Raw genomic sequence first — 26,708 nt, 5'->3', positions numbered from 1 at the left:
CAACTCCAGGGTCGGTACTGCTGGTCTGGCGACGCGGGCGGACGGCCCTACGGGTTCAGCGCCGGCTGCGCCGGTCGGTCAGTGCTGGTATCCGTAGACGCCGCGGGCCTGGTCGCGGACGAGCAGCCCCTTGTCGAGCTCGATGACGCGCTTGCGCATCTGGTCGACGATGGCCTGGTCGTGGGTGGCCATCAGCACCGTGGTGCCGGTGCGGTTGATGCGGTCGAGCAGCTTCATGATGCCGACCGAGTTCTGCGGGTCGAGGTTGCCGGTGGGCTCGTCCGCGATCAGCAGCATCGGACGGTTCACGAACGCGCGGGCGATCGCCACGCGCTGCTGCTCACCACCGGACAGCTCGCCCGGCATGCGGTCCTCCTTGCCGCCGAGGCCGACCAGCTCCAGCACCTCGGGCACCACCTTGTTGATGGCGCTCTTGGGCTTGCCGATCACTTCGAGGGCGAAGGCGACGTTCTGCGCGACCGTCTTGTTGGGCAGCAGGCGGAAGTCCTGGAAGACGGTGCCCAGCTGGCGGCGCATGTGCGGCACCTTCCAGTTGGACAGCTTGCCGAGGTCCTTGCCCAGCACGTGCACCTCGCCCGTGGAGGGGCGCTCCTCGCGCAGGCACAGGCGCAGGAAGGTGGACTTGCCCGAGCCGGACGAGCCGACCAGGAAGACGAACTCACCCTTCTCGATCTCCAGCGAGACGTTGTCCAGGGCGGGACGGTTCTGCTTGGGATAGGTCTTGGAGACGTTGTCGAATCTGATCACGGCTGCATCACGGAGGCCATCCTAGGCGGCGCCAGTCCTCGGTCGGTCCACCCCGGGCGCCCGGCCCTGGGGCGGGTGGCGGGAGCGGAAAGGGCCGCTCCCGGTCTGGGACCATACGCGAATCGGCGGTCGGCGCGCAGGGCCCGCCCAGGACAGCCGTCGAAATCTGGGGGAGAATGTCTGGTTATGCCCCGAAAATTGGGAGGCATCTCACAGCCCGGGAGCCGGAACGGTCAGAACCTGGCAGAGTGGAGGTGGCGTCCGTGTTCGGGCGCTCCCCCGCACAGGGCAAGAAGAGGAACCAAAGCCCCGTCCGGTGCGTTGGCTGTAGCAGCGAGGAGGAGATCGCATGACCTGCGACCATCTGGTGTGCGCCAACTGCAACGGCCGCGTGAGTGACGGGCGCTGCGCGGTCTGCCGCGCCAACCGGGCCCGGCTGCAGGAGCAGCAGGGTCCGTTCGCGGCGCTCTCCCCCGCGATGCTGCTGGCCCTGCTGGCCGGTCTGCTCGCGGTGGCGCTGATCGCCCGGCAGGCACTGGCCTGAACCCACCGAGGCATACGAAAGGGCCCCCGACCACTGCGGTCGGGGGCCCTTTCGCATGCCTGCGCCTACTGCGCGGCGGTCTCGCGCTGCTTGCGCCAGCGGATGCCGGCCTCGATGCTGTGCTTGATGTTCATCGAGGCCGGCATCCTCACGCTCAGCTCGCGGTTTCCCGCTGCTTCCTCCATCGGATGCCGGCCTCGATGAAGCCGTCGATGTCGCCGTCCAGCACGCCCTGCGGGTTGCCGACCTCGTACTCCGTCCGGACGTCCTTGACCATCTGGTACGGGTGCAGCACGTAGGAGCGCATCTGGTTGCCCCAGGAGCTGCCGCTGTCCTTGAGCGCGTCCATCGCCGCCCGCTCCTCCTGGCGGCGCCGCTCCAGCAGCTTCGCCTGGAGGACGTTCATCGCGGACGCCTTGTTCTGGATCTGCGAGCGCTCGTTCTGGCAGGAGACCACGACACCGGTCGGGAGGTGCGTGATGCGCACCGCCGAGTCGGTGGTGTTGACGCCCTGGCCGCCGGGGCCGGAGGCGCGGTAGACGTCGATCCGCAGGTCGCCCTCGTCGATGTCGACGTGGTCGGACTGCTCGACGACCGGGAGCACCTCGACACCGGCGAAGGAGGTCTGCCGGCGGCCCTGGTTGTCGAAGGGCGAGATGCGGACCAGGCGGTGGGTGCCCTGCTCGACCGACAGGGTGCCGTAGGCGTACGGCGCCTTGACCGTGAAGGTCGCGGACTTGATGCCGGCCTCTTCGGCGTACGAGGTGTCGTACACCTCGGTGGGGTACCCGTGCCGCTCGGCCCAGCGCAGGTACATGCGCATCAGCTGCTCGGCGAAGTCGGCGGCGTCGACGCCACCGGCCTCGGCGCGGATGTTGATCAGCGCCTCGCGGGCGTCGTACTCGCCGGACAGGAGGGTGCGGACCTCCAGCTCCTCGACCGCCTTCTGGAGGGAGACGAGTTCGGACTCGGCCTCGACCCGGGTGTCCGCGTCGTCCTCGGCCTCGGCCAGCTCGAACAGCACGCCCAGGTCGTCGATGCGGCTGCGCAGGCCCTCGACCTTGCGCAGTTCGCCTTGGAGGAAGGAGAGCCGGCTGGTCACCTTCTGCGCGTTCGCGATGTCGTCCCACAGGTTGGGGGCGCCTGCCGCCTCCTCCAGGACAGCGATGTCGGCCCGGATCTTGTCCAGGTCGAGGACGGCCTCGATCGACCCCATGGTCGTTTCGAGGTTCTTGAGCTCTTCGGAAGGATCGACGGCTGCCACGCCCCCAGGGTAATGGTTCCGGGGGTGGTCATGACGACACCGGGGTCCTCCGGCTCTCGCGGTACCCGCCCGACGGCCCGCTACGGTGCCCGCGGGGCCGTGCCGGACACCGTCGGGCGGGCCGGGTGACCGGCGTCCGGGGCGGTGGCCGCGAAGGCCGTCCAGGCCGCGGCGGCGCCCGCCAGCAGCAGGACGGTGGCCAGCAGGACGGCCAGCACCCGGCGGCGGCGCAGCAGCGCCTGCCGGTCCCGGCGGTGCCCGGTGCCCGGGGCGGTGCGCTGGGCACGGGACTCCGCGGCGTACGCGGCCAGCTCGTCCGCGGAGGGGCGGCGCAGGCTGGTGTGGGTGTCCCGGGTCGAGTCGGGGGCGACTCCGGGCACCAGCGGGACGGCCGGGCCCCGGCGGCGCTTGTGGATTCCCGGGCCTGCGTCCACCTCGGCGTACACGGCCTCACCGGGGGTCAGCGCCTCCTCCGCCGGGGCGCGGCCCTGGGAGGGCACGGCCAGCACCGGCAGGCCGGCCAGCGAGGGCAGCTGCTCGCGCAGCCGGGCCGCCAGCTCGGCGGCCCGCAGCCGGGAGGCCGGGGCCTTGGCCAGGCACTCGGAGATGATCCGCCACAGCCCGTCCGGCAGGCCGGGGATCGGCGGCACCTGCTCGGTGACGTGCCGGCGCAGCACCGCGCCGGTGTGGCCGCCGCCGAACGGGGTGAACCCGGCCAGCAGCTCGTACAGCACGGTGGCGAGGGCGTAGATGTCGACGGCGGCGCGCGGCTCCAGGCCCTCGATGATCTCCGGGGCGAGGTAGTCGGGGGTGCCGATGATCCGGGTGGCCCGGGTGCGGCGCGGGGCGTCGACCAGGCGGGCCACGCCGAAGTCGGTGAGCTTGGCGCGCGGGGCGCCGCCGGGGCCGGGGGCGGCGGCGAGGTCGAGCAGGACGTTCTCCGGCTTGACGTCGCGGTGGACGATGCCGGCGGCGTGCGCGGCGGCCAGGCCGTCGGCGACGTCCGCGATGACCGAGGCGGCGGTCTGCGGCGGGAGCGCGCCGTCACGCTCCAGCCGGGAGCGCAGGTCGGTGCCCTGGACCAGCTCCATCACCAGGGCGAGGTCGCTGCCGTCCACGACCATGTCACGCACGCCGACCACCCGGGGGTGGTCGAGGCTGGTCAGCGCGGCGCGCTCCTGGACGAAGCGGCCGACCAGCACCTGGTCGGCGGCCAGGTCCTCGCGCAGCAGCTTGACCGCCACCGGGCCGTCGGGCCCCTCACCGAGCCAGACCGTCCCGGCCGAACCCCGGCCGATCACCTGGTGGACGGTGTACCGGCTGCCGATCTTGCGTGCCAATGCTGCTCCGTGGGCGGCGCGGGAGCGCGCCCGGGGGTCCGGTGCGCTCGATGGGGCGGGACAACAGCGACCAACCTACGCGCCCCGGCGCCCCGCGCGGGCCGCCCGAGGGCCCTGGGCGGGCAGCCGCGGGCGAGAAATCTTGCGAATTGTCGACAAAGCGTCAATCCCGCCGCGCGGGCCCGGCCCTGGACCGGGCGGGCCCGCACGGCAGGGTCTGGCCCGGCGTCAGTTCTTCGAGCTGCCGAACAGGGCGTCCGCCCAGTCGCGCACGGTGTTGAACCAGCCCTGGATGTTGTCCCAGTAGTGCGGCAGCGGCGTGAAGTTCCACAGCGCCACCCCGGCCACCACCAGCACCACCAGCACCACCAGGCACCCCTTGAGGCAGCCGAGCCCGGGGATGTACATCCGGTTGCGGCTGCGCGGGCGCCGCTCGCGCGGCGGGGCGGGCTCGCGGCGGTCCTGCTCGCGCGGCTCGTCCCGGCGCTGCGGCGATTCGCGGTGCTGCGGGGGCTCGCGGTGCTGCGGCGATTCGCGGTGCTGCGGCGCCGGCGGCTCGGCCCGGCGCGGGACCGGGGCGGGCGGGGGCGGGTAGCCGCCCTGCGACTGCCCGTACGCGGCCGGGGCCGGCCGGTAGCCGCCGGGCGGCTGCGGGCGTCCACCGGGCCCGGGCTGCGGCGGGCCGCCGTGACCGGACTGCCCGGCCTGGTAGCCCTGACCGCCCTGACCGCCCTGGTAGGGCGGCGGGGCCACCGGCGGCCGCTGGGCGTACCCGGGCGGCGGCGGGCCCTGGCGCCGCTGGTCCGGGTGGTAGCCGGCCGGCGGCTGCGGCTGGTAGCCGGGGGGGCCGGCCGGCCCGGCCTGGAAGGGCCTCGGGGCGACCTGCGGGTCCTCGAAGTCCTCCGGGCCGAAGTAGCCGACCTGGGTCTGCTGGTTGCGGTCCCGGGCCGCCCGCAGCTGCGTCTGCCACGGGTGCGGCGTCTCCTCCGCCGGAGCGCCCGGAGCACCCGGAGCGCCCGGCGGGGGCGGGGGCACGACGGTGGGCGGCATCACCTGGGTGCGGTCCGGGGCCCCGAACGGCGGGGCGGGCGGCGGCTGGGTGCCCATCACCTGGGTCGCCCCGGCCGGGTCGTACTGCGGGGCCGCGGGGGCGGCCGGCGTCAGGCCGGGGACGCCCGCGCCGGCACTCGGGACGGAGGTCGGGCGCGGGTCCGGCAGCAGCAGCGAGCCGACCGCGAGCGCCTCGTCCACCGCCGACGGGGAGGCGTGCACCCCGACGCCGGCCGCCACCACCCGCAGCGCGCGGGCCAGCGAGGTCGCGGACGGCCGCTGCGCCGGGTCCTTGCGCAGGCAGCGCTCGATCACCGTCCACAGCGGCTCGGGCATGGTGCTGGGCCGCTGCGGCTCCTGCGCCAGGTGGGCGTGGAGGAGCGCGATCGCGCTGTCACCCTGGAACGGCTGGCGGCCGGTGACCAGCTCGTACAGCATGATCCCGGCGCCGTAGACGTCCACCGCGGAGGTCTGCGGGCGGCCCTCGGCGGACTCCGGCGCGATGTAGGCGGGGGTGCCGACGAACTCGTGGGTGCGGGTGATGCCCGGGGAGTCGGCGAGGCGGGCGATGCCGAAGTCGGTCAGCATCGGGTGCATCTGCTCGGTGCCGTCCAGCACCGTGGAGGCGAGCAGCACGTTGGCCGGCTTGAGGTCGCGGTGGACGATCCCGTCCTCGTGGCTGGCCGCCAGCGCGTCCGCGACCTGGGCCATCAGCAGGGCGCCGGCGATCGGGCTGAACGGGCCGTTGGAACGCAGGTAGCGGGCCAGGTCGGGGCCGTCGATCAGGTCCATCACCAGGGCCAGCAGCTCGCCCTCGACCACCAGGTCGCGGACCCGGACGATGTTCGGGTGGGTCAGCCGCAGCAGCAGCGAGCGCTCGCGCAGGAAGCGCATCACGACGTCCGGGTCGGACGCCAGTTCCTCGCGCAGCACCTTGATCGCCACCAGCTGCCCGGGCTCGCTGCCGGGCACCTGGACGTCGGGGCGCACCCGGCCGCGCCAGACCGTCCCGGTGGCACCCCGTCCGAGGGTCTCCTCAAGCAGATACTTGCTGCCGACTGGCCGCACCTGTCGCACTCCTCGTCGTGCCGCCCGCGCGGGGCGCTCCTCCGCCGGTGCGGTGAGCCTGCCGGGCCCGTGTCTGCGGCCACTCTAACGGTGTCCGTTCAGGTTTTTGGGGCGACCGGCAGGCCATCCCGGAGGGGTTGGGGGACATCCCCTAGGGGAGTTCCCGGACCGGTTCGGCGGGCCCGCCGACGGGGCCCTCGCCGCACCGGTTGACCTGACCCTCCGTCGCCTCCACCATGGCGATGATCGCAAGATCGTCAAATCCGGTACGGTGCGCGGACTGTCCGTGACGGATGGCAGGATGGACACTCGCCACTCGTGTGGCCCAAAGGGTCGCCGCGGCCGCCCCGCGCGCCCGCGACGACACCGGGCAGCGGTACCAGGCTCCACACCAGCAGAAGGGACCCGCGGGCGAGATGCAGATCCGGCTGACCGTCCTCCGACCGCGCAGCGGCCCGGCCGCCGCCGGCTCCGCCATCCCCTACGTGGACGTGCTGGTCACCGCCCCCGTCGGCACCGCGCTCGGCTCCCTCGCGGGCGCCCTCGCGGGCGCCGTCGGCGTGCGCGGGCCCCGGGCCGCCACCCACGTGCACCTGTACGCCGGGGCGCACCGGGTCGACGAGCACACGCTGCTCGGCCACCCCCCGCTCCTCGACGGGGCCGTCCTCAGCCTCAACGAGCCCGACCCGACCGCCGACGACCCCGACGACACCCCCGCCGCCGCCGAACTTCGCGTGGTCGGCGGCCCGGACGCCGGCGGAGTGCACCGGCTGCACGGCCGGGAGATCCGGATCGGCCGCTCCGGCGAAGCCGACGTCCCGCTCGACGACCCCGACGTCTCCCGGCTGCACCTGGCCCTGCACCTCGCCGACGACGGCAGGATCACCGTCCGCGACCTCGGCTCCACCAACGGCACCACCCTGGACGGTCGGCTCGTCCCGCCCGGAGCCCCCGAGGAAGCCGTCCCGCTGGAAGCCGGCGCCCTGCTGCGCATCGGCGAATCCACCCTGCACGTGGCCACCCCCGACCCGGCCGACGGCACCGGCCGCGCCGCCCTGCCCGACGGCCACGGCCACCTCCAGCTCGCCGCCCCAGGCCCGGTCCGCCCCACCCCGCCGGTGGCCGAACCCCCCGCCGCCCCCGAACCGGCCCCCGGCCGCGGCCGCGGCCTGCTCTCGCTGCGACTCGGCCGCACCGCCGAACCGCCCGGCCAGGAGAGCGCCGAACGCCACCACACCGCCGTACGGCTGCGCCAGGCCGCCGCCCAACGCGAACGGTGGCCGGATCTCGCCACCCTGCTGCTCAACGCCGTCGGCCCCGGCCCCCGGCTCTGGGAGCGCGGCCCCGGCCACCCCGACGCGCTCACCCTGCGCCTGGGCACCGCCGACCGCCCCGGCGGCCCCGGCACCGCACCCGGCACCATGCTGCCCGCCGTCCCCGTCACCCTCGACCTGCAGACCGCCGGCAGCCTCGGCCTCAGCGGCCCGCGCGAACGCCTGGACGCACTCACCCGGGCCGTCGTCGCCCAGCTCGCCGCCCTGCACCCGCCGACCGGCCTGAGCCTGGTCGTCGTCGACGCCGACCAGGCCCGCACCCCCGAAGAACGCGCCGACACCTGGGCCTGGGCCCTCTGGCTGCCCCACCTGCGCCCCGCCGACGGCCAGGACTGCCGGCTGCTGCTCGGCCTCGACGACGAACAGGCCACCGCCCGGCTGACCGAACTCACCGCCCGGCTCAGCGGCCCGGCCGGCCTCGGCGGCCACCCCGCCACCGTCGTCGTGGTGGACGGCCGCCCGACCACCGAGACCGCCCGGCAGGCCGTCGACCTGCTGCTGCGCCAGGGACCGGCCGTCGGCATCTTCCCGGTCTGCCTCGCCGAGCAGCCCGAACTGCTCCCCCGAGGCCTCGGCGCCACCGCCCTGATCACCGGTGAGGTCGGCACCCAGCTCTCCCTCGACCGCCCCGTCGCCCGCGGCAGGGAGACCTTGCACGAGGTCTCCCTGGACGCCGTCTCCGACGCCTGGGCCGAACGGCTCGCCCGCGTGCTCGCCCCGCTGCGCGAGGCCGCCCCGGCCGCCCGCGGCCCGCTGCCCGACGCACTGCGGCTGCTCGACCTGCTCCAGCTCGACACCGTCACCCCGGCCAAGCTGTCCGCCCGCTGGGCGGCGCACGCCGGCGGCATCGGCGCCGCCACCGCGCTGCTCGGCACCACCCGGGACGAACTCTGCACGCTCGACCTGGCCGACCCCGAACTCGCCCTCCCCTCCCCCGACCCGGGCGGCCCGCACCTGCTCATCGGCGGCGCCCGCGGCTCCGGCAAGACCGAGCTGCTGCGCACCCTGGTCGCCTCGCTCGCCGTCTCCGAACGCCCCGAGCGCCTCACCGTCACCCTCATCGAGGGCCGGTCCACCGAGGACGGCCTGGACGGCTGCACCGAACTGCCGCACGTCACCGGCCTGGTGAACGCCGCCGACGACCCGCGGGCCGCACTGCTCGCCGCGGAGGCCCTGGAGGACGAACTCGCCCTGCGCGAGCGGCTGTTCGACGGACTGGACTTCGCCTCCTGGCACGCCGCCCGCATCTTGGACGGGCAGAGCCTGGACGCGCAGAGCCTGGACGGGCAGGGCCTGGCTGGACAGAGTCTCGCCGGACACCCGGCCGTCCCGGTGCCCGCCGTCGTCGGCGCGGCCTCCGCCGCCACCCCGAAGATCATCCACCCGCGCAGCGGTGGCGACGGCCCCCGGCCGGTCACCTCCCCCGCCGCCGCCCCCTGCCCCGCCCGCCTGGTCGTCGTCGTGGACGACTACGACGCCCTCCTCTCCCCCACCTCCCCGGCCGGCCGCCCGCTCGCCCGCGCCCTCGCCGCCGTCGCCCGCCACGGCGGCCCGCTCGGCGTCCACCTCGCGGTCACCACCGGCCACCCGGAGGAGAGCGCCGGCACCGAGGTCGACGAGGCCGCCCTGCTCCGCATCGCGCTGCGCACCGAGGACCCGGCCGACTCCGACCTGCTGATCCACCTCGGCGACGCGGCCGCCCTGCCCGAGGACACCCCCGGCCGCGGCTACCTGCGCCTGCCGGACGGCGGCGTCACCGCCTTCCAGACCGCCCGGATCAGCGGCCGCATCCCGCGCACCGCCACCCTGCGCCCCACCGTCGTCGCGATCGACCCGCTCCAACTCGGCGCCCCACCCGCCCGCCGCCCGGTCCGCGAACTCGGCAACGGCCCCACCGACCTCGCCCTCCTCGCCAGCGCCCTCCAACGCGCGGCCGCCCACTGACCGGCTCGCACCAGCGCGCCACCCACTTCCCAGGAACCGCGAACACCCCGGCGGCCCCCGCCGGGGCCGCCGAAAGCGGAGCCACGTACGCGCCGCCTCGACCGGACGGAGGTCGAAGGCGGCGGACGGCAGCTGGCGGTCAGTGGGCCGGGGGCTGGGCGGCGAGGCCGCGGGTGTAGTGGGCGGCGGCCAGGACCGAGGCCATCAGCTCGGCGTCGAGCATGGAGGCGTCGGCCAGCCGGGTCGCCGAGGCGTGGGAGGCCAGCAGCGTCTTGGTGACCCGCAGTGCGGCCTCGGGGCGGCGGGTGACGGGCCTGACCCACTCGGCGACCGCCCCGTCCAGGTCCTGCTCGGGGACGACGCGTTGCAGGATGGCGAGCTCCCGCGCCTCCACCGCGCCGACCGGGCGGCTGGTGAGGATGATCTCGCGGACCCGGGCCGCGCCGACCTCGTGGAGCAGCCGAGGCAGCAGTCCGCCCCAGGCGACAGGCAGGCCCAGGGCCAGTTCGGGCAGCCGGAAGACGGCGTTGTCGGCGCCGGCCCGCAGGTCGCAGGCGAGCGCCAGGGCGAAGCCGGCGCCGGTGGCCCGGCCCTGGACCCGGGCGACGGTCACGGCGGAGCTGTTGGTCAGGGCATCGCAGACCCTGCGGGCCTTCTCCCCGTAGCTCCGTATGCCGCCGCCGGTCGGGTCCTGCTCCAGGCCCGCGAAGAGTTCGTCGCGGTCGCCGCCGAGGCAGAAGTCCCGGCCGGCCGCGGACAGCACGATCACGCGCACGGCCGGATCGGGTACGGCCAGCACGGCGAGGAGTTCGTCCAGCATGGCCGAGGTGACGGCGTTCCCGGTCGCCGGGCTGTCCAGCTCGATGTGGAGCACGGGGCCCTGGCGCTCGGTACGGACCGTACGGGCCACCGCGGGCGCGGGAACGGGCTCCGGGGCGGGCGACGCGACGGGCTCGGGGTACGGGTACGGGTACGGGAGGTACGACGGCTGCGCCGCGTGCGGCGGGTACTGCGGAACCTGGGGCACCTGGGGCACCTGGGGCACCTGGGGAACCTGCGGGAACACGTTCATGCGGCCACTCTCAGGGACGTCACCCGGTGGAAGACCATCCGGGGTGCGTACTCGGGCGGGCTCGCCACCCTCAGGGTCGGGAAGCGCCGCAGCAGCTGGCCGAGCAGGGCGCGCGCCTCCAGCCTGGCCAGGCCCGCGCCGAGGCAGTAGTGGGCGCCGCCGCCGAAGGTGAGGTGGGTGCCCCGGCGGAGCACGTCGAAGGTGTGCGGGTCCGGGTTGCGGCGCGGATCGCGGTTGGCCGCGCCGTACATCACGTGGACCATGGTGTCCTTGGGCAGGAACACCCCGGCCAGCTCGGTGTCCTCGCCCGCGACGCGGCTGTTGACGCGGACCGGCGGGTCGTAGCGCAGCGCCTCGTCGATCGCGTCGTCGATGTGCTCCGGCCGCTCCCGCAGCCACTCCCACCGGCCGGGCGACCGCAGCAGCGACCACACCAGCGAGGAGAGCAGCGTCGCCGTGGTCTCCAGCGAGGCGATGGTGACGAACATGGTGAGCTGGTAGACCATCCGGTCGGTGGCCTCGCGGTCGGACTCCAGCGCGTCCCAGGTGCGGATCCAGCCGGCGATCACGTCGTCGCCGTCATTGTCGCGGCGCTCCCGGACGAGGCGGGTGAAGTACTCGCGCAGGTCCATGGTGGCCTGCTCGGAGACCGCCAGCTGGCTCTTGGTGGGCAGCAGTTCCTGGGCGTGCACCTGGTTGTGGGTCATCGTCAGGATGTGCGGGTAGTCCTCGGGCGCGATGTCCAGCCAGCGCCCGACGGTGTTGATCGGCAGCTGCTCGCTGACCAGGGCGGAGAGGTCCGCCTCGCCGTCCGTCCGTATTCGCTCGGCCAGGCGGTCGAGCAGTTCGGCGACGTCGGCCTCGATCTGCGGCTCCATGTCCCGCAGGGTGTTCCGGTCGAAGAGGTTTCCGAGGCTGCGCCGCTGCCGGGTGTGGTCGGGGGCGTTGAGCCGGGAGAGGGTCCGGCTCATCTCCTGGGTGGCGACGGCGTCCCAGCGCCCCGTCCCGGTCTGCCGTTCCTGCCAGGCGAAGTCGGGGACGAGCCAGGTCCTGCCGCGCAGGACCTGGTCGCACGCGTCGTACCCGGTGACCAGGTAGCCGCCCCAGGGCGCCGGGACGAGGTCTCCCAGCGCCCGCAGCCCGTCGTAGACCGGGCTCGGGTCGGCGAGTCCCTCGGCCGACCGCAGCCTGCGCAGGAGCGGCACGGCGGCACGGCGGTCGACCACCCTTCCGTCCGGGCGCTCCGGGTCTGCGGGGCGGGCTTCCAACGTGGCGGTCACACGGGGCTCCTTACGCGCGGGCGGGCAGTACGGCGGCGATCTACCCAGCAACAGCGCGCTCAAGCGTCGATCCGTGTTGCCCCTGTCACGTACCCGCACCGCCGTCGGACTCCGTTCACGCCGCGGTGGCGGAACGGCTTCCGACGGCGCGTCGGATCGGAGCCCGGGGCGTGTCAGACCCGGAAGACGTCCAGGAAGGAGCTCCACCACCCCTTCTTCTGCCCGGCCCGGCCCGGTGCGGGGGCGGTGGCCTGCGGGTACGCCTGCGTCGCCTCGGCGCCGACCGGCGACCCGCCCGGCGCGGTGTCCGCGCCCGCGGCCGGCCGCGTGGTCCGGGCGGGCGCCGGGCTGAACCGCACCGGCAGCGAGACCAGGCCGCGCTGGAACGGGCCCGGCCGCCACTCCACGCTCTCCGCGGGCACCGCGAGCGTGACGTCCGGGAGGGCGTTGAGCAGGCACTCGATCGCGCTCAGGGCGATCAGCTGGGCCGGAGACTTGGCCGGGCACGCGTGCGGGCCGGCGCCCCAGGCCAGGTGGGCCCCCTTGCTGAGGGTCAGCCGGGCATCCGTCAGCGCGGGGTCGCTGTTGGCGGCGGCGAAGCTGATCACCACCGGGCTGCCTGCGTCCATCGGGACCCCGCCCACGTCGAGGTCCTGCATCGGGTAGTGCGTGGCGTAGTTGGCGATCGGCGGGTTGTTCCACAGCACGTCGTCGAGGGCGTCCTCGATGCGCAGTCCGGAGCGGCCCTCGCCGGACAGCAGCAGGAGCAGCGCGTTGCCGATCAGGTTGCGCTCGGGCTCGACGCCGGCGCCCATCAGCATGACCAGCTGGTCCTTGAGCTCCTCGTCCCGCAGGCCGGCCGGGTGCTGGATGAGCCACGAGGTGATGTCGTCGCCGGGCTGGCGGCGCTTCAGCGCGACCAGGTCCATCAGGCAGGCGGTCAGCTCCTCGTTGGCCTGGATCACGTCGAGGCCGTCGAAGAGCGCGGACATGCTGCGGGTCAGCCGGTCGCCGATGTCGGCCGGGCAGCCGAACAGCTGGTTGAACAGCAGCAGCGGCAGCAGCTTGGCGTAGTCGTTGAGCAGGTCGGCCCGGCCCAGCGGACTGAACTGGTCGATCAGGTAGCCGGCGATCCGCTCGACGTGCCGGTTGAGCCGGTTGTCGTTGAGCCGACCCAGGCTCTCGGTGACGGCCTTGCGCAGCCGCAGGTGTTCGGCGCCGTCCGTGAAGAGGCAGTTGGGCCGGTAGAACATCATCGGCAGGACGGGGCTGTCCATCGGCACCCGTCCTTCGTTGAGCGCCGCCCAGCGCCGCGAGTCCCGGGCGAACATCCCCGGGTTCTGCAGCACCCGCAGGGCGGCCTCGTGCGAGGTGACCAGGGTGGCCTCCACCCCCGGGGCCAACTCCACCGGCGCGGCGGGGCCGTTGGCGCGCAGCTTGTCGTAGACCGCGCCGGGGTCGGACGAGAACATCTCCCCGTGGAGCGGTGTGCTCACGCCGACGTGCATCGGGCAGCCCTGCGGAGGCGACTGCGGGGCGGGTCGCTGCGGAGAATCCATGGGTCGTTCCTTGGAGGTGGCCCCGGGCGGGTGCGGACCCGGGAGGCGTGCGGGGAGGGAGGCGCGGGGGAGGTCAGGAGGCGCGGGCGAGCAGGTGCCGGACGAGCGTCAGCAGGGCGTCGGCCGAGGAGCGCTGGTCCCGCGCGTCGCAGAACACCACCGGGGTGTGCGGCAGCAGGTCGAGTGCCTCGCGCAGCTGGTCCTCGGTGTACTCGTCCTGCCGGTCGAAGCTGTTGACCGCCACGGCGTACTCCAGGCCGTACTGCTCGATCAGGTCGATGACGGGGAAGGTGTCCGCGAGGCGGGTCGGGTCGGCCAGCAGCAGCGCTCCCAGCGCGCCCCGCGCCATGTCCTCCCAGAGCTGCATGAACCGTTGCTGCCCCGGAGTGCCGAACAGGTACAGCACCAGGTCGTCGCCGAGTGTCAGCCGGCCGAAGTCCAGGGCGACGGTCGTGGTCTTCTTGTCCGGTACGCCGCGGAGGTCGTCGACGCGGATGGACGCCTGCGTCATGCTCTCCTCGGTGCTCAGCGGGGCGATCTCCGACAAGGCCCCGATGAGCGTGGTCTTGCCGACCGCGAAGTGCCCCACGACCAGGATCTTGACCGCGGTCGTCACCGCGCCCGGGACGTAGATGTCCTCAGGCGAACCGGCGTTGAAGTCCATGCAGTACCTTCTCTAGAAGTCTCGGATCCGGGGCCTGGGCCGGGGGCGGGGCCGACCGGCACAGCAACCGTCCCTCATGGATCAGGTCCGTCAGCAGCAGCCTCACGACCCCCACCGGCAGCTCCAGCCGGGCCGCGACCTCGGCCACCGAGAGGTAGCCGCCGGAGCACAGCTCCCAGATCGCCCGGGTCTCCGGGCTCGGCAGGGCCGGGAGGTCCTGCTCGGGCGCGACGGTGACCAAGGTGATCAGAGACAGGGCCTCCGCACTCGGTAACTCGCGCCCACCGGTGATCACGTAGGAGCGGATGAAGCCGCCGGTGACCCGCTGTTCCTCGCCGCCGGCCGTCATGAGCCGCTGAGCGTGCTCTGGCGCGGCGCCGCCGACATCGCCCGTCCGAGCGCGCCGACCTGCTGCTGCATCCGGAAGGACATCGCCTCCATGTCGACGTCGGGGGCGGTGGAGGCGGCCAGGTACGCGCCGCTGCCGGCCGCGATCAGGAAGATCCAGCCGTGGTCGTACTCCAGCAAGGTCTGGCGCCAGACCCCGGCGCCTGCGCCGTCTGCGCCGACGAACGGAGCGACCGCGCGGCTCAGCGACTGCATCGAGCTCATCGCGGCGGCGTTGGTCTCCGCCTCGTCACGGCCTATCTCGCTGGACCGTTCGAGCAGGAGGCCGTCGGCGGAGACGAGGATGGCGTGCCGGGCGCCGGGTACCTGGAGTACGTCGTTGAGCACCCAGGAAAGATCGCGGCTCACTGGATCTCGGTTCCTTCCGTGTTCGTGGTGTTGCGCCCGGACAGCGTGCCGCGCTGGAACGCGCCGAGGCGGGACGGCGTGTTCTGGACGGGGCTCCGCACCGGTGCCTCGGCCCGGCCGGGGTCCTGCGGGGAGGGGAGGACGGACACCGGGCGGTTGCGGCGGCGGCGGGGCAGCTGCCCGTCCGCGGTCATCTCCGGTTCCGTCACCGCCGCCGCCGGCACCGGGGCCAGCGGCGCCGCCGGTTCGGGCAGCGACACGAGCCGCTGACCGGGGGCCTGCGCCCACGCCTGCGCGGGCTGCTCCGCCGGCGGGGCCTGGTAGTCGCCGCCCGCGCCCTGGTGGTCACCGTGCGCGGCCTGGTGCTCGCCGTGCACGGCGGCGGCCGGGGCCGGGGCCGCGACCTCGCTGCTGAGCAGCTCGGCCGGCAGCAGCACCACGGCCCGCACGCCCCCGTACGGGGAGACCGAGTCGACGGAGACCCGGAAGCCGTAGCGGGCGGCCAGCATGCCGGAGACGGCGAAGCCGAACTTCGGGGGGTTGCCCAGGCTGGTGAGGCCGATCGGCGCGCCCGGGTTCAGGAGCACCGCCGCGCGGTCCTTCTCCTCCTGGCCCATGCCGAGGCCGGCGTCGTCGACGATCAGGCAGACGCCGGTGGGGACGGCCTGGACGCTGACCTCCACCGGGGTGTCCGGGGCGGAGTAGTTGGTCGCGTTGGCGAGCAGCTCGGACAGCACGACGGCGACGGGCTCGACGACCTTGCTGACGAGCGCGACGCTGACCTGGGAGTGGATCCGCACCCGGTCGAAGTGCCGGATCCGGCCCTGGGCGCTGCGGACCACGTCGTAGACCGAGGCGACGCTCTCACGGCGGCCCAGCCAGCCGCCGCAGAGCACCGCGATGCCCTGGGCGCGTCGGCCGAACTGGCTGTTCGTGTGGTCGATCGTCATCAGGTCGGCCAGGATCTGCGGGCTGTCGCCGTACTTCCGCTGCACCTTGTCGATGACGACCTGCTGCTCGTCGGCCAGGCCCTGCAGCGTCCGCATCGCCGCCTTGAGGACGGCCTTGGTGTCCTCCTCGGCGTCGCGGCGGACGTCCGTCAGCTCGGATGCGTGCTGGTTCCGCAGCTGGTCGTGCAGCACGGCGAACTCGTCGCGCTGCCGCTGCGCCAGGGCGCCGGCCTCCTCCAGGGAAACGTTTCGCCTCCGCAGGGCGAGGTTCGTCCTGCGGGCCTGGAGGGCCGCTCCGACGGCTGCGAGCATCACCACGATGAAGACCCAGAAAAAGGGTTCCTGCACAAATGACGTCATGAAACTCTCTTCAGGTGGCACCGTGTGGAGCCGGTCCGGGCCCCGAGGCGCGAATGGGACTGGCGGCCTGAACCCCCTCCGAAAGACACCTGATGTCACATCACATCGCGGTGCTTTCCGGCACGGGACCTGCGGCGACGCCTATCGCGGGGTCAGCCTACTGCAACTCCTGGTAGGTCAGAACAGCTGCCAAAAAGGGCAGTTGGGGCGAAATTTCGCGACCGGACGGGAACTCCGGTGGGAATGGGCGGACTTCGTAGCGCGACGTTAATCGCGGGGACACTTCCCGACCCCACCCCGGCTCGCGCGCAGCGTGATGGCTCCGTCACCGTCCGGAATCCGCCGCCCTGCTGTGCCGCCTGCCGTCAGCGCATGGAACCCGTGCGCAGGAGGGTGCGGATGACGCGCATCGCGACCGAGAGGCTGGACAGCTCGTAGTTGTCCGAACCCCTTATGTCGTCGAGGGTGCTCTTGGCGCGGTTCAGCAGGGTGGAGTTGAGGTCCGCCCAGGCGGTGTAGCGCTCCTCGGGGGTGGCGCCCTCGGGGCCGCAGGCCAGGATGTCGGCGGTCAGCGCCGCGTGCGCCGCGAAGAGGTCCTCGCGGATCGCGGCCCGGGCCATGGACGACCAGCGGTCGGTGCGGGGCAGGTCGATGATGCGGTCGAGCAGGTGCGAGATCTGCAGGCGGTCGCCCAGGTCGTAGTAGAGCTCGGCGACCTCGGCGACGTCCTTGCCGGAGCGGTCCGCGACCTCGGTGATGTCCAGGGTCGGGAAGACCGAGGACAGCCCGGCGATCCGGGTGACCAGCTCGTCCGGCACGCCGGCCGCGGCGAGCTCGCCCTGGATGCCCTCGAACCAGGTCAGGTCCTCGCCGCGCAGCGGCTTGGGCAGCGAGCCCCAGACCTGGCTGACCCGGTCGTGGAAGAACTCGATGGTGCCGGCGATGTCGAGCGGCTGGCGGCGGTTGTTGAGCATCCACCGGGTGGCGCGCTCGACCAGGCGCCGCGAGTGCAGCCGCATCTTGGTCTGGATCCGGGCCGGGACCTTGTTGTCCAGGCCCTCGATCTCGGCCCAGATCTCCTCCAGGCCGAAGACGGCCCGCGCGGCGGTGTGCGTCCGGGCGATCTCCTCGTAGGTCGCGCCGGTCTCCTCCTTCAGGCGGAAGGCGAAGGTGCAACCACCGCGGTTGATCGTGTCGTTGACGATCAGCGTGGTGATGATCTCGCGGCGCAGCGCGTGGTTGTCGATCGCGTCGGCGAACTTCGCCCGCAGCGCGCTCGGGAAGTAGTCGTGCAGCGCGGTGCGGAAGTACGGGTCGTCCGGCAGGTCGGTGGCCAGCAGCTCGTCGGCCAGGATGATCTTGGTGTACGCGAGCAGGACGGACATCTCCGGCTGCGACAGGCCGCGGCCGCCCTGCTGGCGCTCGCGGATCTGGCGCTCGGCGGGCAGGAACTCCAGGCCCCGGTCGAGCCGGCCGGCCCGCTCGAAGCGGTTGATCATCCGGGAGTGGACGTTGACCATGCTGTGCGCCTGGGCGACGGCGTTGGCCAGCACCACGTTCTGCGCGTAGTTGTTGCGCAGCACCAGGTGGCCGACCTCGTCGGTCATCTCGGCGAGCAGGACGTTGCGCTGCTTGACCGTCATGTCGCCGTCGGTGACGACCTGGTTGAGCAGGATCTTGATGTTGACCTCGTGGTCCGAGGTGTCCACGCCGGCCGAGTTGTCGATGGCGTCGGTGTTGATCCAGCCGCCGGCGCTCTCGGGGCCGCCGACCGCGGCGTACTCGATGCGGCCGAGCTGGGTGCAGCCGAGGTTGCCGCCCTCGCCGATGACGCGGGCCCGGACCTGGTCGCCGTTGACGCGGATGGCGTCGTTGGCCTTGTCGCCGACCTCGGCGTTGGTCTCGGTGGAGGCCTTGACGTAGGTGCCGATGCCCCCGTTCCAGAACAGGTCGACCGGTGCCTGGAGGATCGCCTTCATCAGCTCGGCCGGGGTGAGCCGGGTGTCCTGGACGCCGAGGGCGGCCCGGACCTGCGTGCTGAGCTGGATCGACTTGGCGGTGCGCGGGAAGACGCCGCCGCCGGACGAGATCAGCGACTTGTCGTAGTCGTCCCAGGAGCTGCGGGGCAGTTCGAAGAGCCGGCGCCGCTCGGCGTAGGAGGCGGCGGCGTCCGGGTTCGGGTCGAGGAAGATGTGGCGGTGGTCGAAGGCGGCGACCAGGCGGATGTGCTCGCTGAGCAGCATGCCGTTGCCGAAGACGTCGCCGGACATGTCGCCGATGCCGATGACCTTGAAGTCCTCGGTCTGGGTGTCGACGCCGAGTTCGCGGAAGTTGCGCTTGACCGACTCCCAGGCGCCGCGGGCCGTGATGCCCATGCCCTTGTGGTCGTAGCCGGCCGAGCCGCCGGAGGCGAACGCGTCGCCCAGCCAGAAGCCGTAGGACTCGGCGACGCCGTTGGCGATGTCGGAGAAGGTCGCGGTGCCCTTGTCGGCGGCGACGACGAGGTAGGTGTCGTCCTCGTCGTGGCGGACGACGTCGGCCGGGTGGACGACCTCGCCGGCGACCAGGTTGTCGGTGATGTCGAGCAGCGCGGAGATGAACGTCTTGTACGAGGAGATGCCCTCGGCCAGCCAGGCGTCCCGGTCGACCGACGGGTCCGGCAGCTGCTTGGCGACGAAGCCGCCCTTGGCGCCGACCGGCACGATGACGGTGTTCTTGACCATCTGCGCCTTGACCAGGCCGAGGATCTCGGTGCGGAAGTCCTCGCGCCGGTCGGACCAGCGCAGACCGCCGCGGGCGACCTTGCCGAAGCGCAGGTGCACGCCCTCGACCTGCGGCGAGTACACCCAGATCTCGAACGCGGGGCGCGGGGCCGGCAGGTCCGGGATGGCCTTCGGGTCGAACTTCATCGACACGTAGGAGTGCCAGTCACCGGAGCCGTCGTGCTGGAAGAAGTTGGTCCGCAGGGTGGCCGTGATGAGGTGCAGGAAGGAGCGCAGGATGCGGTCCTCGTCCAGCGAGACGACCTCGTCGAGCGCGCCGGACAGCTCCTCCAGGATGCCCTCGGTCAGCTCGGCGGCGCCCTGCTGGTGGCTGGGGCTCAGCCGGGCCTCGAACAGGTTGACCAGCAGCCGGGTGGTGTGGGTGTTGTTGCGGAGCGCGTCCTCCATGTAGTCCTGGGAGAACGTGGAGCCCGCCTGGCGCAGGTACTTGGCGTACGCGCGCAGCACCGTCGCCTGGCGCCAGGTCAGCCCGGCGGTGAGGACCAGCTCGTTGAAGCCGTCGTTCTCGGCCTTGCCGGTCCAGGTGGCGGCGAAGGTCTCCTGGAAGCGCTCGCGGGCCTCGTCGGTGAGCTCGGTGGCCTCGCGCAGCTTCAGGCCGAAGTCGTACACCCACGCGGTGGTGTCGTCGGAGCGGCGCAGCGCGTACGGGTGCTCGTCCAGCACCTCGACGCCCAGGCGCTGGAGCACCGGCAGGACCTCGGTCAGCGAGATCGGGCCGCCGACCCGGTAGACCTTGAAGCGGCGCTCGTCGGCGCCGGCACCGACCGGCTGGTACAGGTTGAGGCGGAAGTCGCCCTCGCCGTGCAGCGACTCGATCTGCTTGATGTCGGCGACGGCGGTGCGCGGCGGGAAGTCGGCGCGGTAGCCGTCGGGGAAGGCGTTGGCGTACTTGTGGCCGAGCTCGGCGGCCTTCTCCTCGCCCAGTTCGGTGTGCAGCTGGTCGTGGAAGCCGTCCATCCAGAACCGGGCGGCCTCGGCGAGGCGGTTCTCGATCCGCTCGATGTCGGAGTCGGTGAGCTGCGGCAGTTCGGTGCCGGGGGCGACGCGGACCACGAAGTGCAGACGGGTCAGCACCGACTCGGTGGCGTACACCGTGTAGTCGATGGTGGCGCCGTTCAGCTCTTCCTTGAGGATGTCGGTGAGCAGCAGCCGGATCCGGGTGGTGTAGCGGTCGCGCGGCAGGTAGATGAACGCGGAGAAGTAGCGCCCGTACTCGTCCTGGCGCAGGAAGAGCCGCAGCTTACGGCGCTCCTGGAGGTACAGCACGCTGGTGGCGATGGAGATCAGTTCGGACGCCGCGGTCTGGAACATCTCGTCCCGCGGGAAGGTCTCCATGATCTGCAGCAGGTCGCGGCCGTCGTGGCTCTCGCTGGAGAAGCCGGAGCCTTCGAGCACCTCCTGCACCTTGCGGCGCACGACCGGGATGCGGGTGACCGACTCGGTGTAGGCGGCGGAGGAGAACAGGCCGAGGAAGCGGCGCTCGCCGATCGGCTCGCCGGCGGCGTTGAACTTCTTCACGCCGACGTAGTCCAGGTAGGACGGGCGGTGCACGGTGGAGCGGCTGTTGGCCTTGGTGAGGACGAGCAGCTTCTTCTCGTGGGCCTTGGCGCGGACCGGCGCGGAGAGGCGGCCGAAGGCCTCGCTGGCCGGGTGGTGGTGGTCGTCGTGGCCGCGCGGGTCGGAACGCAGGATGCCGAGGCCGGTCCCGGCGACGGCCTTCAGGACCTCCTCGCCCTCGTGCCCGACCAGGTCGTACTCGCGGTAGCCGAGGAAGGTGAAGTGGTCGTCGGCGAGCCAGCGCATCAGCTCCCAGGCCTCGCCGACCTCCTGCTCGGGCAGGCCGGTCGGGGGCTCCTCGGCGAGCTCGTCGGCCAGGCGCAGCGCGCTCTCGCGCATCTTGCTCCAGTCCTCGACGACCTCGCGGACGTCGCCGAGCACCCGGCGCAGGTCGGCCTCGATCGCGCGCAGGTCGTCGCGGTCGGTCTCGCGGTCGATCTCGATGTGCATCCACGACTCGACGCTCGCGTCGGCGGGCCACTCGGCGCCGGCGGCCTGGCTGCGGGAGCAGGCGTCGACGTCCAGGATCTCCAGCAGCTTGCCGGTGATGTCACGGCGGACGACCAGCTGGGGGTGGATCACGACGTGGATGGCGCGGTCCTGGCGGGACAGCTCGTTGGTGACGGAGTCGACCAGGAAGGGCATGTCGTCGGTGACGACCTCGACCACGGTGTGGCCGCAGGACCAGGCGTTCTCCTCGACCGAGGGGGTGTGCACCCGCACCTCGGCGGTGCCCTGCGGGCGCTTGAGGCCCAGCCGGTAGTGGGAGGCCGCCGCGCCGTAGACGTCGACCGGGTCGCGGTCGACCAGGTCCTCGGGCGCGGTGTGGAGGTAGTAGTGGTGCAGGTACGCGGTCAGAGCGCCGTTGCTCAGACCTTCCCCCGGCGCCGCTCCCCCCACCTGGCTGTTCTCAGCGGCTGCGGCTGCTTTCTTGAGCAGGTCGGCCTTGGCTGCGTCCAGCTTGGTCTGCATGACTTCTTGGCTCCTGTCGCGCGCCGTTGCGTGACTCGGTGGTGTGTGGGTGTACACCGACGGGTCACTCGCAATCCTGCCGCACCTTCCGACTGAAAAGGCTTCATGGCGCGCATGAAATTCCTTCGCAATGGGTAGGACGATTCGTCCTGCGGAGCCACCCGACGACGCCAGCCAGCCTAACCGGATCAATCGAAGGTGGACAGGGACAGGGAGGCGCAAACTCGCAGGATGATCGGTCCGTCCTGGACACCATGTCCAAACCGGAGCCTCCCGTTCACTCTCAGCCCATGTGCGGGTACCGCAGGTCCGTGGGGGGAACGAAGGTCTCCTTGATCGCGCGGGCCGAGGTCCAGCGCAGGAGGTTCTGGGCGGCGCCCGCCTTGTCGTTGGTCCCGGAGGCCCGGCCGCCGCCGAAGGGCTGCTGGCCGACGACCGCGCCGGTCGGCTTGTCGTTGATGTAGAAGTTCCCGGCGGTGAACCTCAGCGCCTCCACCGCCTGGGCGATGGCGTAACGATCCTGCGCGATCACCGAGCCGGTCAGAGCGTACGGGGCGCCGGAGTCGACCCGGCGCAGCACGTCCTCCCAGCGGGCGTCCTCGTAGACGTGGACGGCCAGGATCGGGCCGAAGTACTCCGTCCGGAAGATCTCGTTGCGGTAGTCGGAGGAGACCAGCACGGTCGGCCGGACGAACCAGCCGATCGCGTCGTCGTACTGGCCGCCCGCCGCCAGCTCGATCGTCGAATCGGCCTTGGCCCGCTCGATGGCGTCCCGGTTCTTCTCGAAGGCGCGCCGGTCGATGAGGGCGCCCATGAAGTTGGAGAGGTCGGTGACGTCGCCCACCGTGAGCGCGTCCACCTCGGCCAGCAGCTCGTCCTTGATCTTCTGCCAGAGGCTGCGCGGCAGGTAGGCCCGGGAGAGCGCCGAGCACTTCTGGCCCTGGTACTCGAACGCGCCGCGGACCAGCGCCGCCTTCAGGATCGCCGGGTCGGCCGAGCGGTGCGCCAGCAGGAAGTCCTTGCCGCCGGTCTCGCCGACGATCCGCGGGTACGCCCGGTAGCCGCCGATGTTGGCGCCGATGGTCTGCCAGAGCGACTGGAAGGTGGCGGTGGAGCCGGTGAAGTGCAGCCCGGCGAGCGCCGGATCGGCGAGGGCCACCGCGGACAGCTGGACGCCGTCGCCGGTGACCAGGTTGATCACCCCGGGCGGCAGACCGGCCGCCTCCAGCAGCCGCATCAGGTAGTACGCGGCCAGGGTCTGGGTCGGCGCGGGCTTCCAGACCACGGTGTTGCCCATCAGCGCGGGCGCGGTCGGCAGGTTGCCGGCGATCGCGGTGAAGTTGAACGGGGTGATCGCGTAGACGAAACCCTCCAGCGGGCGGTGGTCCACCCGGTTCCAGACGCCCGGCGCGGAGATCGGCTGCTCGGCCAGGATCCGCCGGGCGAACTGGACGTTGAACCGCCAGAAGTCGATCAGTTCGCAGGCGGAGTCGATCTCGGCCTGCTGCGCGGTCTTGGACTGGCCGAGCATGGTGGCCGCGTTGAGGGTCTCCCGCCAGGGCCCGGCCAGCAGGTCGGCGGCCCGCAGGAAGACCGCCGCCCGGTCGTCGAAGGACAGCGACCGCCACTGCCGGCCCGCCGCGAGCGCCGAGTCCACCGCCGCGCGGGCGTCCTCCCGGGTGGCGTTGCCGAGCACCCCCAGCTTGGCGGCGTGGTGGTGCGGCTGGACCACGTCGATCCGCTCACCGCCGCCGAACCGCTGCTCGCCGCCGATGGTCATCGGCAACGGGATCTGCTCGGCCGCCAGCTCGTCCAGCCGCCGGACCAGCCGGCCCCGCTCCGGGCTGCCGGGCGCGTACCCCAGCACCGGCTCGTTGACCGGGAGGGGCACCTCGGTGACTGCGTCGATCGGCATGGCGGCTCCGTCCTGCTGACTGCTCCGGTGGGAGGGCCCGATCCCACCGGACAGGCCCTGGTCCAGCCTGACCAGCGGCCACGCGATCCGCCCGCTCAGACACGCGGACGGCGGACGTGGCGCCCGCCACGCCCGCCCCGGCCGGTCAGCCCCGCCCCAGCCGCCCGGCCAGCTCGACCGCCTCCGCCAGGCTGTCCACCACCGGCACCCCGAGCGGCTCCAGCTTCTCCCGGGTGTGCGAGCCGCCGGTGTAGAGCACCGCGCGCGCACCCGCGCCCAGGGCCGCCCGGGCGTCGTCCGCCGCGTCGCCGATCAGCACCGTACGGGCCGGATCCACCCGCTCGCCGAGCGCGGCCAGGTGCCGGGCCAACTGCTCCGCCTTCTGGCCGCCGGACGGGCCGCTGCGGCCGTCCACCCGCAGGAACCGGCCGGTCAGGCCGAAGGCGTCGACCAGCGGCAGCAGCTTCTCGTGCTCGTACATCGACAGCAGCGACTGGCTGTGCCCGGCCTCCCGCCAGCCGTCCATCAGCTCGTGCACGCCGTCCGTCAGCCCGCAGGCCGGGCTCAGCTCCCGGTAGCGGTCGTGGAAGGCCTCGTCCAGCCGGAGCCACTCCTCCTGGGACGGCATCCGGCCGAGCAGCCGCTCGTAGAACCGGGGGATCGGGATCTCGTACTGCTCGCGGTACTCCCGCATGGTCATCGGCCCGACGCCGATGGTCGCGAACGCGGCGTTGCTCGCGCCGAGCACCGCCTCCATGTCGTGGAAGAGCGTGCCGTTCCAGTCCCAAACGATGTGTGTAGCCACGCGCGAAACGGTAGCCCCGACCACCGACACGCCGGTAGGACGGGGCTCACGCACCCCTCTGCTCCGCTCGGGTGCACCCGGCCGTTCAGGCCAGCAGCGCGGAGATCTCCTGGGTGGCGAACCAGAGCAGGTCGTGGTCCTCGGCCCCGTCCACGGTGAACTGGGCGTCCTGGTCGCCCGCGTCGGCCGCGGCCACCGCCGCCACCGCGGCCGCGACGTCCTCGACCACCTCGCCGTCGGCGACGTCCGCGTGCACCGCCGCCGCCTTCGCCAGCGGCAGCGGGCCGGCCAGCACGACCCGGCCGAGCGAGGCCTGGTCCTGGTACTCGTCGCCGGGGAACGGCCGGACGGCCGAGTCGGCCACGTCCAGGGCCACCACGACCCGGCGGCGCGGGGCGTCCGGGTCGGCGGCCAGCAGCCGCAGGGAGGACTGCGCGGCCCGGTTCAGCGCCGCGTACTCCAGCTCCTCCAGGTCGTCACTGACGTACCACTCGCGCAGCGCGGGCGTCACGGCGTAGGCCGCGGACTGGTCCAGGGCACCACCCGGGTGCGCCGCCGCCAGGCCGTTCAGGGTGGTGGGCACGTACACGCGCATCGGTGGCACTCTCCGGTTCGTCCAGCGGCACAGCTTCCAGCGCCCCAAGAATAAGCGCCGCCGGGCCGGGCGTGATCACCTCGGCCCGACTCAGCGGGCGGCCCGCAGGGCCTCGCCGCACGTGTGCAGGGCGCTCTCCAGCACCGCGTCGCGGCGGGCCGGGTCCATCATGTTCGGGCCCATCACGGCCAGGTCGGCCGGGGTCGGCGCGAGCAGCCGCACCCGTACGCCCTCGGCCCGCAGCAGCACGGCCTCGCGCAGCAGCTGCCGGGTGACGGCGCGGCGGTAGCGGCTGACCAGCTGGGCCAGCACGCCGCGCGGGCGGTCCCGGACGCGCCACTCGCGCAGCGCGGCGAGGGAGCCCGCGAGCCCGCTGGTGCCGGCGACCCCGCCGGCGTCGGCGTCGGCACGGTCGGCGCGGGGGCGCAGCCGCAGGGCCATCGGGGCGAGCACGTACACCTCGTCCAGGCCGCGGCCGAGCAGCAGGTCGGCGTTGGTGGCGGACCAGCAGCCGCCGTCCACGTACGCCGAGCCGTTCAGCCGCACCGGCGCGAACCAGCCGGGGATCGAGCAGGAGGCCATCACCGCGTCGGCGACCGCGACCGCCGGGGCGTCCGGGTCCCCGAAGACCACCCGGCGGCCGCTGCGGTAGTCCACGGCCGCCACCCGCAGCACCGCCGCTCCGGCCCCGGCCCCGGCCCCGGCGTCGGCCTCGCCGTCGGCGCCCGGCGGCGGCCAGCCGCCCGGGCCGAGCAGGCCGCGCACCAGCTCGCCGACCGGGGCCAGCGAACCGCGGCCGGGCGGCGCCATCGCCGACACCATGGTCAGCAGCGGGTACTCGCGCGGGTGCCGGACGGCGTCCCGCAGCAGGCCGGGCGAGCCGATGCCGGCCCCGGGGCGGGGCGGCAGCGCGCCGCCGGCGGCCGTGTCGTAGTCGAAGTCCACCCCGGCCAGCGGGCCGTCGGTGATCGGCAGGCCGCGCTGGTGGTCGCGCAGTTGCTCGGTGCGGACCCCGCCGGCCAGCATCGCGCCGAGGATCGAGCCCGCCGAGGTGCCGAGCAGCACGTCCGCGTGGCCCGGCCGCCAGCCGGTGGCCTCCTCGACGGCGCAGAGCGCGCCGACCGTCCAGGCCGCGCCGAGCATCCCGCCGCCGCCCAGCACCAGGCCGCGCCGGGGTGCGTCCCCGGTCGGCGGGGCGGTGCCCGCGGCTGCCGGAGCCGGAACCGCCGCTACCCGTGTCGTCATCGCGACCGCCCGTCGTCGTGGGTGCGGTCGTGGCCGCCCGGCCCCGTCCCGCTCCGCGCGGTTCCCGATCAGGCTCCGATGGTGCGCGCCGACGGCCCGGCGCCGCAACGGGGGCGGCGGTTCGGGCCACCCGGTCCGGCGCATCGAACCGTCCTCTTTCGGACCGTACGGCCCGCCCACGCACGTCAATCGGGCACCGCACGACCGCGCGCCGGGCCCGGCACCGCACTGATCGATTCACTCGGATAGGTGAACTTGCCGGCCACTCCGGGAGCAGCGGCAAAAGCCCTTGCCGCCCGACGCGGCGCACCGCTAGCAAGGACCCGTCCGCACCCGTACCACCTTGCCCAGGAGCCCGCCGTGACCGCACCGCTCACCGCCCGCCCGCACCGCCGGCCGCGCACGACCGCCGCCCACGACCCGGCCGGGCGCCGCCCGCGCCACCCCCGCGCCGCCTGCACCGGCCCGGGCGGCCACGACCCCCGGGCGCTGGCCTCCCGCTTCGCCCACCAGCTGGTCGAGGTGCTCACCGGCGCCCGGCCCTCCGGCCAGCTGATGCGGCACACCAGCCTGGACGGCTACGGGCAGCTCGCCTCCCTGGTCCGGGCCGGCGCGCTGCGCCGCGGCGGCGCCGCCGACCGGCCCCGGCTGGGCCCGGTGCACGACCGCTCGCCCTCGCCCGACGCGGTCGAGGCCTGCGTCCGGGTCGACCTCGGCCGGCGGCACCACATGGTGGCCTTCCGGCTGGAGCAGCGCGGCCAGGCCGGGCAGTGGCAGTGCACCGCCGTGGAGGCCCGATGACCACGGCAGTCGCAGCGACCACGGCAGTCTCAGCGGCCAGGGCGGCCACAACGGCCCCCACGACCGCGCGGCGGCCCGGGAC

General features: G+C 73.5%; 19 protein-coding genes. 3 read left to right on the top strand and 16 right to left on the bottom strand.

The window, feature by feature from the left end; genetic code table 11:
- Nucleotides 1-78: 78 nt before the first annotated feature.
- Nucleotides 79-768: a cell division ATP-binding protein FtsE gene (gene ftsE / locus ACFWPI_RS31430; RefSeq protein ID WP_063349173.1), complete on the bottom strand. Its 690-nt coding sequence runs from the start codon at nt 766-768 to the stop codon at nt 79-81.
- Nucleotides 769-1,117: 349 nt separating this feature from the next.
- Between ftsE and ACFWPI_RS31425 the strand changes: the two genes are divergently transcribed.
- The gene (locus tag ACFWPI_RS31425) at nt 1,118-1,312 is read left to right on the top strand and encodes a hypothetical protein (protein ID WP_363370334.1); all 195 of its coding nucleotides are present in this window, start codon (nt 1,118-1,120) and stop codon (nt 1,310-1,312) included.
- A gap of 154 nt (nt 1,313-1,466) precedes the next feature.
- On the opposite strand, the gene prfB is transcribed toward ACFWPI_RS31425, so the two are convergent.
- The 3 genes from prfB to ACFWPI_RS31410 form a co-directional block, all read right to left on the bottom strand.
- Nucleotides 1,467-2,576 carry a peptide chain release factor 2 gene (gene prfB / locus ACFWPI_RS31420; protein ID WP_380343626.1) on the bottom strand — a complete coding sequence of 370 codons (1,110 nt, stop codon included), beginning with the start codon at nt 2,574-2,576 and terminating at the stop codon, nt 1,467-1,469.
- Nucleotides 2,577-2,656: 80 nt separating this feature from the next.
- Nucleotides 2,657-3,916, bottom strand: a complete 1,260-nt coding sequence (locus ACFWPI_RS31415) for a serine/threonine-protein kinase (protein WP_063349170.1) — start codon at nt 3,914-3,916, stop codon at nt 2,657-2,659.
- 228 nt (nt 3,917-4,144) lie between these two features.
- Nucleotides 4,145-6,034 carry a serine/threonine-protein kinase gene (locus tag ACFWPI_RS31410; RefSeq protein ID WP_380376956.1) on the bottom strand — a complete coding sequence of 630 codons (1,890 nt, stop codon included), beginning with the start codon at nt 6,032-6,034 and terminating at the stop codon, nt 4,145-4,147.
- 320 nt (nt 6,035-6,354) lie between these two features.
- Between ACFWPI_RS31410 and ACFWPI_RS31405 the strand changes: the two genes are divergently transcribed.
- On the top strand, nt 6,355-9,312 hold the full coding sequence (locus tag ACFWPI_RS31405; RefSeq protein WP_380376959.1) for an FtsK/SpoIIIE domain-containing protein: 2,958 nt from the start codon (nt 6,355-6,357) through the stop codon (nt 9,310-9,312).
- Between the two features lie 139 nt (nt 9,313-9,451).
- Here the strand turns inward: ACFWPI_RS31405 and ACFWPI_RS31400 are convergent, their stop codons facing one another.
- From ACFWPI_RS31400 to ACFWPI_RS31345, 12 genes are all read right to left on the bottom strand, one after another.
- The gene (locus tag ACFWPI_RS31400) at nt 9,452-10,384 is read right to left on the bottom strand and encodes an enoyl-CoA hydratase/isomerase family protein (protein WP_380376961.1); all 933 of its coding nucleotides are present in this window, start codon (nt 10,382-10,384) and stop codon (nt 9,452-9,454) included.
- Nucleotides 10,381-11,571: a cytochrome P450 gene (locus ACFWPI_RS31395; protein WP_380376996.1), complete on the bottom strand. Its 1,191-nt coding sequence runs from the start codon at nt 11,569-11,571 to the stop codon at nt 10,381-10,383. Before ACFWPI_RS31395 ends, ACFWPI_RS31400 begins: the two co-directional genes overlap by 4 nt.
- Before the next feature lie 266 nt (nt 11,572-11,837).
- Nucleotides 11,838-13,223 carry a cytochrome P450 gene (locus ACFWPI_RS31390; RefSeq protein ID WP_380376963.1) on the bottom strand — a complete coding sequence of 462 codons (1,386 nt, stop codon included), beginning with the start codon at nt 13,221-13,223 and terminating at the stop codon, nt 11,838-11,840.
- Nucleotides 13,224-13,296: 73 nt separating this feature from the next.
- Nucleotides 13,297-13,887 carry an ATP/GTP-binding protein gene (locus tag ACFWPI_RS31385; RefSeq protein ID WP_063349167.1) on the bottom strand — a complete coding sequence of 197 codons (591 nt, stop codon included), beginning with the start codon at nt 13,885-13,887 and terminating at the stop codon, nt 13,297-13,299.
- Nucleotides 13,862-14,236, bottom strand: coding sequence for a DUF742 domain-containing protein (locus ACFWPI_RS31380; protein ID WP_350881090.1), 375 nt, complete (start codon nt 14,234-14,236; stop codon nt 13,862-13,864). The genes ACFWPI_RS31385 and ACFWPI_RS31380 overlap by 26 nt, the downstream gene beginning before the upstream one ends.
- Nucleotides 14,233-14,643 (bottom strand): roadblock/LC7 domain-containing protein, encoded by a 411-nt coding sequence (locus tag ACFWPI_RS31375; protein ID WP_063349165.1) that lies wholly within the window; start codon nt 14,641-14,643, stop codon nt 14,233-14,235. The genes ACFWPI_RS31380 and ACFWPI_RS31375 overlap by 4 nt, the downstream gene beginning before the upstream one ends.
- Nucleotides 14,640-15,953, bottom strand: a complete 1,314-nt coding sequence (locus ACFWPI_RS31370; protein ID WP_380376966.1) for an ATP-binding protein — start codon at nt 15,951-15,953, stop codon at nt 14,640-14,642. Before ACFWPI_RS31370 ends, ACFWPI_RS31375 begins: the two co-directional genes overlap by 4 nt.
- A 365-nt stretch (nt 15,954-16,318) precedes the next feature.
- Nucleotides 16,319-21,265, bottom strand: a complete 4,947-nt coding sequence (locus ACFWPI_RS31365; RefSeq protein ID WP_380376969.1) for an NAD-glutamate dehydrogenase — start codon at nt 21,263-21,265, stop codon at nt 16,319-16,321.
- Between the two features lie 283 nt (nt 21,266-21,548).
- Nucleotides 21,549-23,174, bottom strand: a complete 1,626-nt coding sequence (pruA, locus tag ACFWPI_RS31360) for an L-glutamate gamma-semialdehyde dehydrogenase (protein WP_380376999.1) — start codon at nt 23,172-23,174, stop codon at nt 21,549-21,551.
- A 151-nt stretch (nt 23,175-23,325) separates the two neighbouring features.
- On the bottom strand, nt 23,326-23,985 hold the full coding sequence (locus tag ACFWPI_RS31355) for an HAD family hydrolase (RefSeq protein ID WP_079135844.1): 660 nt from the start codon (nt 23,983-23,985) through the stop codon (nt 23,326-23,328).
- A gap of 85 nt (nt 23,986-24,070) precedes the next feature.
- Nucleotides 24,071-24,580 (bottom strand): DUF6912 family protein, encoded by a 510-nt coding sequence (locus ACFWPI_RS31350; protein ID WP_350881082.1) that lies wholly within the window; start codon nt 24,578-24,580, stop codon nt 24,071-24,073.
- Nucleotides 24,581-24,670: 90 nt separating this feature from the next.
- Entirely contained in the window at nt 24,671-25,825 is a 1,155-nt protein-coding gene (locus ACFWPI_RS31345; RefSeq protein WP_380376972.1) for a patatin-like phospholipase family protein, read from the bottom strand.
- A 360-nt stretch (nt 25,826-26,185) separates the two neighbouring features.
- Between ACFWPI_RS31345 and ACFWPI_RS31340 the strand changes: the two genes are divergently transcribed.
- On the top strand, nt 26,186-26,626 hold the full coding sequence (locus ACFWPI_RS31340) for an Rv3235 family protein (RefSeq protein WP_063349159.1): 441 nt from the start codon (nt 26,186-26,188) through the stop codon (nt 26,624-26,626).
- The last annotated feature ends 82 nt before the right edge of the window (nt 26,627-26,708 follow it).

Source organism: Kitasatospora sp. NPDC058492, from assembly GCF_042720685.1.
Lineage (GTDB): Bacteria > Actinomycetota > Actinomycetes > Streptomycetales > Streptomycetaceae > Kitasatospora.
The sequence above is the reverse complement of the archived record's forward strand: the minus strand, read 5'-3'. Positions and strand labels throughout refer to the sequence as shown.

Excerpts from the sequence above, each read along its gene's own strand:
- ACFWPI_RS31365 (WP_380376969.1), bottom strand. The coding sequence starts at position 21,265 with ATGCAGACCAAGCTGGACGCAGCCAAGGCCGACCTGCTCAAGAAAGCA.
- ACFWPI_RS31385 (WP_063349167.1), bottom strand. The coding sequence starts at position 13,887 with ATGGACTTCAACGCCGGTTCGCCTGAGGACATCTACGTCCCGGGCGCG.
- ACFWPI_RS31350 (WP_350881082.1), bottom strand. The coding sequence starts at position 24,580 with ATGCGCGTGTACGTGCCCACCACCCTGAACGGCCTGGCGGCGGCGCAC.
- ACFWPI_RS31345 (WP_380376972.1), bottom strand. The coding sequence starts at position 25,825 with ATGACGACACGGGTAGCGGCGGTTCCGGCTCCGGCAGCCGCGGGCACC.
- ACFWPI_RS31400 (WP_380376961.1), bottom strand. The coding sequence starts at position 10,384 with ATGAACGTGTTCCCGCAGGTTCCCCAGGTGCCCCAGGTGCCCCAGGTG.
- ACFWPI_RS31425 (WP_363370334.1), top strand. The coding sequence starts at position 1,118 with ATGACCTGCGACCATCTGGTGTGCGCCAACTGCAACGGCCGCGTGAGT.
- ACFWPI_RS31380 (WP_350881090.1), bottom strand. The coding sequence starts at position 14,236 with ATGACGGCCGGCGGCGAGGAACAGCGGGTCACCGGCGGCTTCATCCGC.
- ACFWPI_RS31390 (WP_380376963.1), bottom strand. The coding sequence starts at position 13,223 with ATGGATTCTCCGCAGCGACCCGCCCCGCAGTCGCCTCCGCAGGGCTGC.
- ACFWPI_RS31370 (WP_380376966.1), bottom strand. The coding sequence starts at position 15,953 with ATGACGTCATTTGTGCAGGAACCCTTTTTCTGGGTCTTCATCGTGGTG.